At 40.8% G+C, this 14528-nt stretch carries 8 protein-coding genes; 4 read left to right on the forward strand and 4 right to left on the reverse strand.

Going from position 1 to position 14528, the window contains the following annotated elements; translation table 11 throughout:
• The first annotated feature begins 281 nt into the window (after nt 1-281).
• Nucleotides 282-3692, forward strand: a complete 3411-nt coding sequence (locus FHW88_RS23500; RefSeq protein ID WP_176628104.1) for an ABC transporter permease — start codon at nt 282-284, stop codon at nt 3690-3692.
• Between the two features lie 725 nt (nt 3693-4417).
• On the opposite strand, the gene FHW88_RS23505 is transcribed toward FHW88_RS23500, so the two are convergent.
• Entirely contained in the window at nt 4418-4816 is a 399-nt protein-coding gene (locus FHW88_RS23505) for a helix-turn-helix domain-containing protein (RefSeq protein WP_176628105.1), read from the reverse strand.
• Nucleotides 4817-5655: 839 nt separating this feature from the next.
• On the opposite strand from FHW88_RS23505, the gene FHW88_RS23510 reads away from it, so the two are divergent.
• Complete coding sequence (locus FHW88_RS23510) at nt 5656-6777, forward strand: hypothetical protein (RefSeq protein ID WP_176628106.1); 1122 nt, start codon at nt 5656-5658, stop codon at nt 6775-6777.
• 363 nt (nt 6778-7140) lie between these two features.
• Here FHW88_RS23510 and FHW88_RS23515 read toward each other — a convergent pair whose 3' ends face one another.
• Complete coding sequence (locus tag FHW88_RS23515) at nt 7141-7500, reverse strand: hypothetical protein (RefSeq protein ID WP_176628107.1); 360 nt, start codon at nt 7498-7500, stop codon at nt 7141-7143.
• Between the two features lie 492 nt (nt 7501-7992).
• Here FHW88_RS23515 and FHW88_RS23520 point away from each other — a divergent pair, with 492 nt between their 5' ends.
• Complete coding sequence (locus tag FHW88_RS23520; RefSeq protein WP_176628108.1) at nt 7993-8448, forward strand: hypothetical protein; 456 nt, start codon at nt 7993-7995, stop codon at nt 8446-8448.
• A gap of 186 nt (nt 8449-8634) precedes the next feature.
• Here the strand turns inward: FHW88_RS23520 and FHW88_RS23525 are convergent, their stop codons facing one another.
• Entirely contained in the window at nt 8635-8904 is a 270-nt protein-coding gene (locus FHW88_RS23525) for a hypothetical protein (protein ID WP_317171382.1), read from the reverse strand.
• A 150-nt stretch (nt 8905-9054) separates the two neighbouring features.
• Nucleotides 9055-9597, reverse strand: a complete 543-nt coding sequence (locus FHW88_RS23530) for a UpxY family transcription antiterminator (protein WP_176628110.1) — start codon at nt 9595-9597, stop codon at nt 9055-9057.
• A gap of 439 nt (nt 9598-10036) precedes the next feature.
• Here FHW88_RS23530 and FHW88_RS23535 point away from each other — a divergent pair, with 439 nt between their 5' ends.
• Nucleotides 10037-14503, forward strand: a complete 4467-nt coding sequence (locus FHW88_RS23535; RefSeq protein WP_176628111.1) for an Ig-like domain-containing protein — start codon at nt 10037-10039, stop codon at nt 14501-14503.
• Nucleotides 14504-14528: the final 25 nt, after the last annotated feature.

A 14528-nucleotide genomic window follows, 5' to 3' on the forward strand; every position in this document is an offset into this window, starting at 1 on the left:
GGTGAATATTATTGAAAATTAATTATTTATGATAAGGTAGCAAAAACAGGTTGTAACGAAAACGGACGATTTGTGTTCGATTCCGGCAACTTCTGGATTTACTCTCAAATCTGTATAGCTATTTCAGGACGGGTCAATCATCCTATTTCAACGAACACCTATTGTGCGATTTCGTTACATTTGTCCTGAATTCATTTAATTTAAAATACTATTGATCAGGTTCTTATTAGTTTGGAATATGTCTTGACGCGAGAAAAGGAATGAACGGATACCAGTTGCATATGAATTTAGATGACATGTTGCTGGTCGGCCTGGTATTTATCGGGCTGGCTTTTGCAGCGTTGTTATGGCTGATTAAGGGGCCCGAGACAAAAGCCAACAGGTTTCTGGGGTTGGCACTTCTTGGTGTAAGCTTTTGGCTGATCCGGGTCATGGGCGGACAGCTATGGCCGCTCAAACTTTCACTGGCAATCGGGCCGCTGCTCTACTTTTATGTGCGTCAGCTAACCCAGCCGGATCAACAGAATCGCTACAAGGATTTTCTGCATTTCGTTCCTGCGCTGGCGGAACTGTCCTTGCAACTTGCAGGCCGGGACCTGAGCCCGGGCTTTACCATTTGTTCTGCCGGCGTTTATTTATACCTGTCGAGCCGTGCCGTGACTTGGTTTTATAATGCCCAGCAATTTCAGGAAGGTGACCGTTATCGTAACTGCTTGAAAAACGTTCAGATCTCGTTGGGCCTATTAGGAATTGCTGTACTATTAGCGTTAGGTTACGGTATGGTCAACCTGTTTTTTTACCGGTTAAACTTAACTTATACGCCTTGCTACCTATTACCAGCGGCAATGCTGATCCGCATGGCAGGGATGTCAATCATTAAACCGGTGACCCGGCCGGTAGCGACGGTTGTACCAGTTACCCAGCGCCGGTCGGAACTGAAGCGTGAGGCGGCCTGGTTAAAAAGGTCGGTACAAAGCGGTCACTATCACCGGAACCCGGAACTGACACTGAACAGCCTTGCCGAAAAGTTGCTGCTGACCACGCATGAACTTTCCCGGCTGATCAATCAGGGGTTGAAAAAGAGCTTTAACGATTTTATCAATGAACGCCGGGTAGCCGAAGTTATCCAAAAAATGCAGGATCCGGCTTTTGATGAGTTTACCCTGGAGGGCATAGCCTTCGATTCTGGTTTTAACTCGCCCAGCACCTTTCATCGCGCATTCAAGCAGGTGACCGGAAAAACCCCTGCGGCGTATAAAAAACAACTGTCATCTTATAACTTGACATATGGTTCCCGGCCTGCAGTGGTAATTTCGGACCAGGTAAACCGCAATCATATGTTTAAAAATTATTTGAAAATTGCCTGGCGAAATACGACCAGGAACAAAGTTTCTTCCTTCATCAATATCAGCGGCCTTGCCGTAGGGATGACTGTGGCCATGCTGATCGGTTTATGGATCTGGGACGAAGTGTCGTTCAACAAATTTAACACGAATTATAAACGAATCGTGCAAGTGCTGGCCAACAAGAACGTCAGCAGCGGCCTGGCAACGCAGGCTTCACAGCCCTTTCCGCTTTCAGCAGCATTGCGTGACCAGTATGGCAGCGACTTTAAAGCTGTCGCCGCCGCAGTGACCTACGAACAGAATATCAATTACCAAAACCACGCCTTTTCCCGTACCGGCTGTTTCGCAGAGCCTGCAATGACCGATATTATTACGCTGAATGTGGTGAAGGGATCGAAAACAGCGTTTAAGCGACCGGGTATCATACTCATCAGTGAATCGCTTGCCCGCTCGGTGTTCGGAAACGCCGATCCCATTGGCAAAATCTTAAAGATCAGCAATAATTACCTGGTCCAGATAGGTGGAGTGTATCAGGACTTGCCTCAGAATACGCAGTTTGGCAATGTTGAGTTTATAGCGCCAATCCGTCTGCTGTTTAATAGTACCAATGACATGAATAACTGGTACGACAGCTCATACCAGATTTTTGCCTTGCTGAATGAGGGAAGCCAGTTGCAGCAAGTAACACATAAAATACAATACCTCCTCAATGAACGCAGGAAAGATCCTACGAAGCCCGCGCTGACTTTATTTCCGATGCGGGCTTGGCATCTTTATGAGTTTAAGGACGGCGTTGCCGTGCCGGGAAGGCTGCAGTTCTTATGGCTTTTTGGCATTATTGGCTTATTTGTTCTGCTGCTGGCCTGCATCAATTTTATGAACCTGAGCACAGCGCGAAGCGAAAAGCGCGCAAAAGAGGTGGGCATACGCAAAGCCATTGGCTCCCTGCGCGGTCAGTTGGTGGCGCAGTTCCTAAGCGAATCCTTTTTGATTGTTGCCGTGTCATTTCTGTTCGCCATCCTGCTCGCGTGGCTCAGCCTGCCCTTGTTTAATGATATTTCGGGTAAGCGGCTGCATCTGATCTGGACAAACCCGCTGGTCTGGCTGATCTGCTTTTGTTTCTGCCTTTGTACAGGGCTTATCGCAGGCAGTTACCCGGCGCTTTACTTATCTTCATTTAACGCGGTAAAAGTATTAAAGGGCACTTTCAAAGCGGGGCCCGCTGCCGCCATGCCCCGAAAAATATTAGTGGTCATTCAATTCGCTGTGTCAGTCACCATTATCATCGGCACCATCGTAGTTTTCAAACAAATTGAATTCGCAAAAGACAGGCCGGTAGGTTATGACCGGGACCACCTGGTATCGATTCCTTATAATGCAATCAAGGAGTATAGCGCTTTCCGTCAGGAACTGATGAACACAGGCGCGGTGTCCGGCGTATCCCCATCGGGCAATCCGACGACAGGGGTCTGGTCGAGCGCGGATAACCTGAGCTGGCGAGGAAAAGACCCCAACCGACAGGAGGTATTCGGCACGGTGCTGATCGATCCGGATTTTGGCAGTGTGGTTGGCTGGAAAATGAAGGAAGGCCGGGATTTCTCCAGGCAGTTCCTGAGTGATTCCTCGGGCTTTATATTTAATGAAGCGGCCATCAGGCAAATGGGTCTAAAAGAACCGATAGGTGAAATCATCAAATGGCACGGTAAAGACTGGAAGGTACTGGGTGTGGTGAAAGACATGGTGATGAATTCGCCCTTCGACCCGGTGACACCCGTTGTATTTTTGATGGATGACCGGGAACGGTCATTCAATGTGATCAATTTAAAACTCAGGGCGGGCATGCCCGTTGCCGGTGCATTGGCCAGGATCGAAGCGGTGTTTAAAAAATTTGCGCCGGAAGCGCCTTTCAATTACAAATTCGTGGATAGTGAATATGCGCAAAAATTCTTAGCGGAAGAACGTACCGGTAAACTCGCTTCTGTCTTCGCTGTGCTAGCTATTTTCATATCCTGCCTTGGATTATTCGGTGTGGCATCATTTGTAGCCGAGCAGCGGATCAAAGAGATCGGTATCCGCAAGGTACTGGGCGCATCGGCAATGAGCATCTGGGGCTCATTGTCAAAAGAGTTTGTCATGTTGGTAGGAATCGCCCTGCTCATCGCCGGTCCGTTCTCCTGGTATTTCATGCATCAGTGGCTTCAGCGTTATACATATCGTGCCGGGTTGTCGTGGTGGGTTTGTGCATTGACCGGTGCCGGGGCGTTACTGATCACTTTGCTCACCGTTAGTTATCACAGCATCAAAGCCGCATTGACCAACCCGGTGAAAAGCCTCCGGTCGGAGTAATGATGCCACAAAGCACTTAGCGGAGGCCGGGATCTAGTTGAATCTGATGTGGTCCTGAGTGAGATACATTATTAGTGGTATACAATTTGGTAAACAGGTATTTACCAGATTGCCTACTGACAAGTTCTCATACGGCAATCCAGGCTACGACAGGGATTTATGAAAATAAAAAGCATTTGATATTTATTCAATATGAATTCACCTGGCAAATGCAATTAAGCCAGAATGCTATCTTTAGCAGGTTTTGCAGGGTCAGATAGGAAACCAAACTCACCAAAATGAAGATCATACTTGAAAAACCATAGCCTAACCAGGAATGGCTGCTAAAAGGGTGAACATTTTCAGCGTTTTCATAAGCTCGAATTTTGGTGAATGATGCATCAAAATTAGCTGGCTGAAGAAGACGCCTCAATAGAACAACGATAGAATCCTAATAGATTTTCGCGCTGTAAATGCTATCATGGACGATAACAATTTTCCAATCATTTCATAAAGTGTTGGTGCTTTTTTTGAGCAAATGCGATTTTACCCAATAAAAGTATGAATGCGATTAATAAAGATTGTTTCATGTCGGATTAATGTTGGCAAGGGTTTGCGGGGGATTATAAGAAAGTACTGGCGGAGACAGTTGCAGAAACCGAAGGTTATGACATTAATAAGCTTTTAACTCAACTAAAACATCAAATTATTCGGGGAACAAGTGATTTGTGAAACCTGTAATTTATTTATTTAAAGTCGTCCCGGGGTTTATCTGCCCCCTCATCTGCTAATTCATTAAATTCGATAGAACGCAGGTAGCTATTGAAATCGTTTAATAGCGTCTGATATTTTTTTTGCCAGTTATTTATCCTATCCGCACCATTGCAACAATTATTATTGATAAATAAATCAGATTGTTCTGAAATAACGAAGTCAGCGGGAACAAAATATTCGGGAAATTCTTTCGAAAAGTCGTGTCTTATAACAAGACCTATCTTCCGGATATTTGGCGGAGGGAGATTTTTTTGTTGAAACCAATTGTAACAAGAGCGGCGATTTATCTGTAATGCCCGTGCCAGGTCACTGATATTATAACCGTTCTTCCGTACTATGTACTCCGTAATTTGCCCGTTATGTTTCTCCATAATTATAAGTTGCATTTTTACAATACAAAATTCCGACCGAAAATGAAGAAATACCGTTTTTAAAAGCTAATGGTTTAAGATTTTTCCGTTCATTGTGTTTATTTTCTTAAAACGAAAATAAAGTTTAGTGTTTTAACGATTACCGGATCTGGTGAATGTTTTATGATACAAAAATGCCCACAAAAAAAGACTTTCCCATACATGGCGTTTTGTATATATAATATTTTGTTAATCAGTCTTTTATCTTATTTAAATAAGGAATTGACGCAAAGTAAACTGTGGGTTAATAGCTGTTTTTAACTGGGAGTTAAAAAAATAATGAATACAAACGATTCAGCTACTGGGTGTTTGCTGAATTTCATTTAACGATAATTAATTTGTTATTACTTTATTGATGTCAGGGATATTTTTAATCAAAAGATTATAAAAAAGCATACATTGAAAAAAAAAGCCTGTTATTAAAGAAAACTTACAGCAATTATATAAAATGATGTAAATTAAGTCAATTCATTTGAAACATGGAAAGACCCCGATACCAAAGCGTTACAATCCCAATAATATTGTCTTTCCTCTTGATAATTATAACGTTTTCCTATGGCATTTGCACTGCTATTGACGTCGAACAAGACGAATTGGGCGCTTTAATAAATACATTTGTTCCCCTTGTTCTTGGAGGGGTAAGTTTGGTTATTATGGCAATAGTGTTAATTTTTTCGAGGAAGGAAAGAATTGCCTTTTACACGCTGATATTTTTAGCTGCAGTTAACTTAGCTACAGCAGTTTTTCTTAAGTTCAATTTTAAAGATTTCTCACCGCTAAATTCTGATCACGGCTTAACTATGTCAAAAATTCTGCTCTCTTCGGTTTTAACACCAGTTAACGAGCGTAGCAAAATTATAATTGAAAATCTAGACGGCTTGCCTGATAATGATGTTCTCGCATTTTCATTTGTGCATAAATCCGGTATTGCCGGTAGTGATATCCGCAAAAAAACCTTCGACCATCAGGAAGTAACGGTCTGTTTAACCAATAATGCGTCTTCTGATTTGATAATCAGCAGTATGGCGCTATCTGACGATGAACTTTGGCATATTAAATCAATAAAAAAGGATGACAAAATACAAAGTACTTATCCTTTAGTAATCACGCCTTCAGGCCATGTATACATAACAGTCGAATTCACCGCAGCTAAGATCGAACAGCGCATCAAAGCCCCGTGGTGGAAATATCTGCTTAAAGCTCAAAATTTTTTGGCTGTACAATCAAGAAATTTCAATTATCAGAAATTGAGAGGCGCTACCTGTATCAATACAAACGGGCTTTTGGTTTTAAAAACCGACAGTAAAACGGAGCCATACCGTAATATTCATCTAAATGGTTTATGGCAATATAAAGTAGAGGGAGATTGGGAACCAGATTTGCAAAGAGTGGTTAATACGTTAGGCTTCGGGACCGTAATAGGCTTTAAAAATTTCGACAACGGTTTAAATGGGGATAAGCTTGTTCCTTTTTCTGACGAGGTTACAGGTAGCTGTTTCACTGTTGCCGACCAGAATAAATCCGTAAGGGTAACTAAGATAGCCGCCTATCACGGCTGTTGTTCTGTCGAGGCTCTGGATTCTGCCTGTTACTATTATCCTGCAAAAAATAAAATGTTCCCTTTGTTTGTGTCAATGCCGCGCACCGGGCAAATGCTGTTTCCTAATGGCTATAATATGGGTGTAAATTCAGTTTGTTTTAAACCGGATTATCCGTTTGTTTTAAAAGTTGGCAAATCTGATATGGAGAGAAAACGAAACTTTCAGAGTAAAATTGGATTGAGGATATGGAAAGCCCGCGATTTAAACGGCTCACCTATTTCAAACGCCTTTATTTTAGGTGCTGATCATTTAGGTGCAAAAGGCACCAATTATGATTATCAGGATGAGGTTCTTTATATAGAAAATGTTAAAATTAAGTGACGCTCTTTGTAATGGCATTGCCGGTAAAATAAAGATACTAAAGACATCAACCTCCCATAAATTAATGATTTAATAATTTATTTTACCTGACTCAATGTGTCCTCCTGGCCTTTAAACTGTTAAGTACATCGTCTGTTATAATTCTGAAATTTTTGACTGATATATTTCCTTTACAATGTTAAGCATTTTGAATTGTCTAACTTAAACATATAGCTGTCTGATGTTAGAATTATCGTAAAATTTAAAAACATTTAACACGCGTTTTACTGCTTTTTTTAACAGTTGCATACGTACTACGCAGGTTGTAATGTTACGGCTAAGCCTATCGAAAAAAACGACATTTAACTATAAATACATCGGAAACTACAGGTAAGCACGGTCTTGCAGGATCAGGTCATTGAATTCTTGTAGTAAGTGTAAATATTTCTCTTTCCAAAAATCATTTTGGCTTTGTGTAAAATTACTGATATAAATTACCGGGGCATCCTGCATTTGATGGATAGATTTAAAATCATCCCTATTGAAAAATTCCGGAAACTCGTGCGAGAAATCATGCTTTATTGTTAATCCTATCCTGAGAATGATTTCTTCCTTTAGGCGTTTAGAATTAAACCAATTGTATACTGATCTCCGATTTATGTTGCATGCTTTGGCTAAATCACTAATACAATAAGCATTTTTTCTTACTCTATATTCCACAATTTGCCCGTGATGCTTTTCCATAAATTTAAGATATTGATAGTTGGCTATAATTTGTTGTTTATAAATGGTCAAAAAAGATTTACATTACTGGTGGTTCGATAGCTAATTAAAAAATATTGGCAGACATTACGGCACATCCCTGTGTTGTTTATTATAGACATAGACAATTATATTTAATAATACTAATGATGTAACTAATGCCTCCATAAGGGTAGCGTAAAAGGTTAAAATATCAATGGAAGTCAAATTTAACTAACGCGACAACGAAAATCTACAATTTACTACCTCGCAATTTGATACAATAATATGCTCATAAATGACCCTTTTTTGTGGTGGTTTCTCGTTTTCTAAGCGGGAAGCAAGTACTAAAACTCATTATTGGTCTTCATTTATAAATACAATTAAGATATGCTGGGTTGGATTTACAATTATTCTCATAATGTTATACACTTTTGTGTATGAGGTACTTCGTTGGTTTTGATGTACTATTTTTACTAAAAAAAGATCAAGATTATGGAAATTTTAGACAAAAAATTAAAGTTAGGGATGTTAAGCCAAGGGAGTGCAAATGCTTTAAATGTAACTACATTTATTAAACGAGTGGGATGTTTATTTTTAGCGGCCGTATCGTTTTTTGCAAATTCAGGATGTAGAAAGTTATCAGATGAGGATATACAAAATAAAGGCAGCTATTATGGTTACGGCAAACTTGTAGTAACTTGCGGCGGAGAATGTAACGTGTCGTTTGGAGAAGTTGGAAAAATGAATGTCTATACTGTTAGCTCAACAACAGCTACATATAGCTTCAGGTATCAAACCAAATACCAGCTCGGAATTTCTATCACTCCGACAGATAAGGACCAAAGCATAAAAATGGATGTATATAGCAGGGAAGAGAAGCAAATTTTTCACAACACCGTCAATCAAAAGGTTAATGTTCCATGGCAATCACAGATTCTGGTACCATAATACTAAACATGGTGCTGATACCCCGAGAGTTTAATTGAAGTTTAAAATATTTTTAATAAGGTTTAATTGAATCCGCCTCCAAAGGGCCTGGTGCACAAGTATCAGGCCTTTAGAGCCTAATTAGTTGGATGGCTATAAAAAAAGGGACCCTATAAGGGTAATTGCAATTGAAATGATTATGACCGGTTAAGAATGCCGGTTACTTTCAACCCTGCTTCTCAATAGGGTATTGTATTTCTCAAGTAATTCAATGTATTTGTCCTTCCAGATAGCGTTTGCATTTTCGGACGGATAATCGCTATGAAAACCACCCAGTGTTTGCATAAAATCGCTTTTTCTAAATAATTCAGGAAACTCTGCGGAAAAATCATGCGAAATTAATATACCTATTTCATGAATAATTTCCTGCTTTAAATATTTTTGGTTGAACCAATTATAAACAGATCTTCTGTTCATGTTTGTCATTCTGGCCAGTTGGCTTATACTGACCCCTTTTTTTCTGATGACTAATTCAACTATTTGCCCATAATGCTTGTCCATGCCGGTAGAAATTTGGAGGTTAGGTTATACAAATTACTCAAATGAGTATATAAATAAAAACGCAGATCAAACTTGTTGATATGCACGGAGGTTTTGCAACGGTTCGCCAACCCGAGACAGATGCTCCGGCTTGATTTTAACAGTTAATGCAAATCCCAGACTTTTAATCGTCAAAATAACCAACCTACCGTTGTAAGCTGTTACAATACCCTGGTGATGGGATAACAAACCATCTTTAACTTTTATTTGCTCGCCTAATCTATAAGGCTGCACTGAAACAACCTCAATATCTGTATAAGTGCGTATTGTTGATTTTATATTTTCAATTTCCTGAATTGTAATAACCACCGGATTGCCGCAGTGCTTCACCACGTGTAACACACCTGATATCTGCATAATTTTAGCGATATCATAATTATTGGCTAAAACAAAGGTATAAGATGGAAAAAGTGGTATTTCCACAGATTTTAAGCGGTCTGCCCATTTTCTGGTAACGCGTAACAAGGGGCAGAATGATTTGAAGCTATGATCTTTTAAAGCCTGGTCGATTTTTTTTTCCCACCTCGGTCGTGTGTATAAAACAAGCCATTTCTTTTCAATCTGATCCATTTTTGTAAAAGATTTTATCTTTTTAAGCGATTTCCGGTTGGTTTCAAATGTGTGTTCAACTAATTCTTCACAACAATTGTTTCTAAAGATAAACGAAAACTGGTACGGGATTGTGCAAGATGGGAAATTTGTGTATGAACATGAGAAATGGTGAGAAGCAGAATAGAAAATATGTTACAGTCTATTACAAACAAAGCATTTACTACATTTCTTGTCCGGGTCGCTGTTGCTTATTAGTTTCTCACATTTATACAATTCAGCATCAACGATGCTTAATATCGGCTTTTTATGTCATTTTATAGGTAAAATTGCTATCGAGGGTATTACAAATAAAATGATTTAGCCAAGGCGGTGAAGTTATCTCTTATGCTATTGTAAAAGGTAGTTATCAATAACAACTCAAATGGGTATTAATGATCGACCATAAAAAACAGAACATATGACCAGATTTTTCCCCATATTGTTTTTGCTGCTTATAAACTTTATTCATCTCAGCGCGGCTACCGGTATTATTAATCATAAAGTTTTGCGCGGCGGGATAAAGACAAAACCGGATACCTGCAGCAGTATCAGCACATTGCCCTGTAGTGCCCTTACCGTTACCCTTCCTTTCAAATTATCATTCGATGCCTCAGTCCCCAATACTATTATTGATAGAAATGGCCAGGGAACAGGTTTTACAACGGTAAACAAGTACTCTGGTGTAAGATTGGCGGCTGATGGTAATCCGTCAAACCCAGTCATGCCTGGTTATGAAGCATCAAGAATAACCGTAATGGGCGGAATTTTACAGCTGGTTACCAATAAGGGCATTGATATATTAACTAATAACAACCAACTAAATGTTTTGGGTGTAAAGGTTAATCCGGTAAAAAAACTACAGATAGATGTGAAGGTTATCAACCCTGTGAATGGAGCACAGGCCCAGCAGGCAGGTATTTGGTTCGGATTAAATGATAAAACATATCTTAAACTGGATGTAAGCAATAATAAAATTGAATTAAGAAAAGAGATTAATGATGTTACCAGTTCAATATCTGGTATTGCTAACCCGGATCAACGTATTACGCCAACTATCACGGCTTTAAGTGCCAAAACAGTAAGCCTGAGGTTAGTGATCGATTCTGTAGCCAAAACAGCAGAAGGCTTTTATTCAACCGACGGGGTAAATTTTTTAAGCACTGGGACGGGCTATGCGGCGCCCTATATCAGTATTGATAGTACTGGTATAATTAACCATGCAAATTACGCAGGCATTTTTGGAACGCACCGTAACGCCAGCGGGGCGGTAACCTATAGTTTTGACGACTTCTCGATCACCGATATAGGTTCAAATTCAAAAGTGCTTTCCTTTTCTCAAAACATACTCAATATATCAATAATCAAAAAAGGGCTGGTATATCCGCAAACAGTGAATATTACTTCAAACGTTGCTTTGCCGGCAGCTTACACGCTAACTAAAACAGATGCAAATTGGTTGAATTTACCACAACCTAAAAATAACCTGTTAACCTTTGGTGCCAACGCAATCGATTCAAATACAAATGCAGGTAGTTATCAGGCTGTCGTTACCTGCGCCGCCACCGGTTACAAATCTGCAACATTACTGGTAAACCTTAACGTAGTTGACGGTCAATTCTCACAACCGATAAATGTTAATTTTCAAGACCCGGCAACAGTTCCGCCTGTAAATTATATGAGAGATTATGGCCAGGGCTATGCCCTGCGTACAGCGCCATTACAGGGGAGTGGGTTGGAATTTGGTTGGCGACGAAAATCTGATGGCTCGGCGATAAATATAACCGGTAATGGCCGGAATAGAAATAACCCCGAAGACGTATTGTTGGCCACCTTAATTCATATGCAAGCCAATACCATCAGCGGATCGTTTAGCGGCACCAAGGTCGAATCGTTTTGGGAAATTAAGGTTCCCAATGGTATTTATGATGTAACGGCATCTGTTGGTGATGGTTATGTGGGTTCGGCACCCGAGTTTCATTCGTTAAATATTGAAGGCGTTAATGTGATAAACCGCTTCTCGCCGATTGGTAAGGAAGGCTCGATAGGGCGATTTAAGGCCGTAACCAGCCGCATAACCGTTAATGACGAAAAACTAACTATAACAGCAGATGGCGGTACAAATACCAAAATAAACTATATTAATATAGTGCCATATTCTTTGAGTTCGTATTTGTTTTGGGGCAAGGGCAATCAAAATTTGATTGTGAATGCAGGAGCAAAAGATGTAAGCACATTCTCCATACCGTTAGGCAGCTCAAATAACCAGGCAACATCGTACACCGTTAGCGCAAGTTATACAGGCGTGAATAATAACTGGCTTACTTTTACTCCCTCGCAAACGGGCGTGCAACCCGAAGTTTTCTTTAACTATACTGCCACAAAAAACTTACCAATAGGTAATTACAAAGCCGTGATTACGGCGAAAGCGCCACAGTTTACGAGCAGTACACTTATTGTGCAGGTAAATGTTGTTGATAGTTTAAGGCCCTATGTGATATCATCATCGCCGGCCAACGGGGCAACGAAAGTGCCGTTAAATTTGGTTAGTATAGCCGCGAATAATTTACATGTGCCTGTGGCTGCCGGGTATCACGGCGGTGTGGATAACAGCACCATCACTAATAATACTGTTAAATTATTTAAACTTGTTGATACATCATATATTGAAGTGCCGGGTGTTGTGCAAGGTACCGGTGGGGGCGACGCTATCAGTATTTCGCCTTCGGCATCCTTAGATCCTAATGCCATTTATAAGTTTGTTATAACTTCGGGAGTAAAATCGTACGCAAACATCCCTTTTGTGCCTTATGAGATGACGTTTACTACCGATGCTGCGCAGGTAGATTCGTCGGCTCTTTTAAACGCTCAGTTTACCAAGGTGCCCATTGCAGGAACACAGAATAAAAAGTATAGTTCGTTAGCTATCGCCCCCGACGGTAAATTTTATGCTCTGCGCCTGGATGGAACGATCGAGCGTTATTTAATGAACCACACCGACGGATCCCTTACGCTGGATAAAACAATGAGCACCTTGGTAACCAAATATGGCGAGCGGACAGCTATTGGCTTAACCTTTGATCCTATGTCTACCTCAAGCAACGTAATTGTATGGGTTTCTCATTCTTCAGGCGGATTGACTGCGGCCCCGTCATATGATGGAAACATATCTAAATTATGGGGAGATAGTTTACAATTTGAACAGTTGGTAATAACAAAGCTGCCTCGGTCAACCCGCGACCACATGGTAAACAGCTTGGCATTCGGACCTGATCACGCACTTTATATATGCCAGGGCAGTAACAGTTCGGCCGGATCTTACGATAATGACTGGCAGCGTAATGAAACATTATTATCAGGGGCTATATTACGATTGGATTTAAACAAGCTTAATAGTTTTGTTTTACCACTAAACGTGCAAACTACCTCTAACCAAACGGTGATAAACGCCGCTCCCGGCAACACTGCTGCCATGTCTGACGGAACGTATAATCCTTATAGCACGGTTTCGCCGCTAACTATTTATGCTTCAGGGGTGCGCAACGCTTTTGATATGGTTTGGCATAGCAACGGGCAGTTGTATTTGCCAACCAATGGCTCGGGCGGTGGAGGTAATTCGCCGGCATCCGTTGCCGGTACCCGCAGACCTGACGGCAGTTTTTATCACGGGCCGGCAGTTGCCGCTACCGTTGGTGTAAAAGTACAAAACGACTGGCTGTTCAGGGTAAATCCCGATTTGCCTGTTGGTTTTTTTGGTCATCCCAATCCGTTGCGCGGCGAATATGTTATCAATAGGGGATATCCCGATAACCCGCTTTATTCACCTACGGTTAATCCCGATTCCAATTACAGGGCGGCATATAGCTTTGGTTTAAATAACTCGCCGGATGGTGCTTTGGAATATAAAAGCAACACTTTTAACGGCGCTTTAAAAGGGAAATTATTAGTATGCAGGTTTAGCGGCGGTGGTGATATCATTGTGATGGAGCCCGGCGCGATGACTAAAACTACTTACTCCGAAACTAATGATCATATCTATGATATAGTAAAAGTTACCACCGGATCAAGTAACAGTGGCTTAATAGGTATGTCGGGCTTTGCAAATCCTCTTGATATAGTGGAAGATGCAGTAAATGGGAATTTGTATGTAAACGAATTTAACTGGAATAACAATACAAATCTTATTTCGCAGATAACCTTATTAAAGGTTTCAAGCCCTGCTCCGCCAATGCCGGTTTTGGCGGTTAGTGCCGTGTCCCGCTCATCTGTTAATGATAACGATGATAAAGAATACCAGATAACACTGACTAATAAAGGAGATGGGGTATTAATGATCAAGGATATACGGCTATCGGGGCGTGATGCCGGACGTTTTGCGATCAGCAATATTCAACTGCCATCTGAACGGTCACTACTTGTGCTTAATAAAAACAGATCTTTAAGTTTCAAGGTTAACTCCAAAACTAAGCTCGATGGCAGCTTAAATGCCTTACTAAAAGTAACGAGCATTGACGATACCACTAAAACAGTTCAAATAGATAATTCTGCGCATGTAGATTCGGTTATCATCAAAAAAAGTACTGATGAATTTAAATCGGTGGCTGCAAGTGGCGACGAACGTGTGTTGCAGGCTTATCCTAACCCCATAACAAACGGAATAGCGAACGTTAAGCTATCTCATTTCAAGCCAAATGAGCCTGTATCGATTTATGTTTTTGATATGACGGGCAAGAAACTCAAAACAAACAAAGCCCAGGTAGATGAAAAAGGGTCTTTAAATACAAAATTCGAGTTGGAACAGCGGGGGCTTAATAAATTCTACATTATCAGGGCCGTATACAAATCCGGTTACAAGTATGCCAAAATAATTGTTGATGGTGGCAATTAATAAAACAGCTGCCAAATGGCAGCTA

The sequence above is a fragment of the Mucilaginibacter sp. SG538B genome, assembly GCF_013376065.1.
In the GTDB taxonomy this organism is placed as follows: Bacteria; Bacteroidota; Bacteroidia; order Sphingobacteriales; family Sphingobacteriaceae; genus Mucilaginibacter; species Mucilaginibacter rubeus.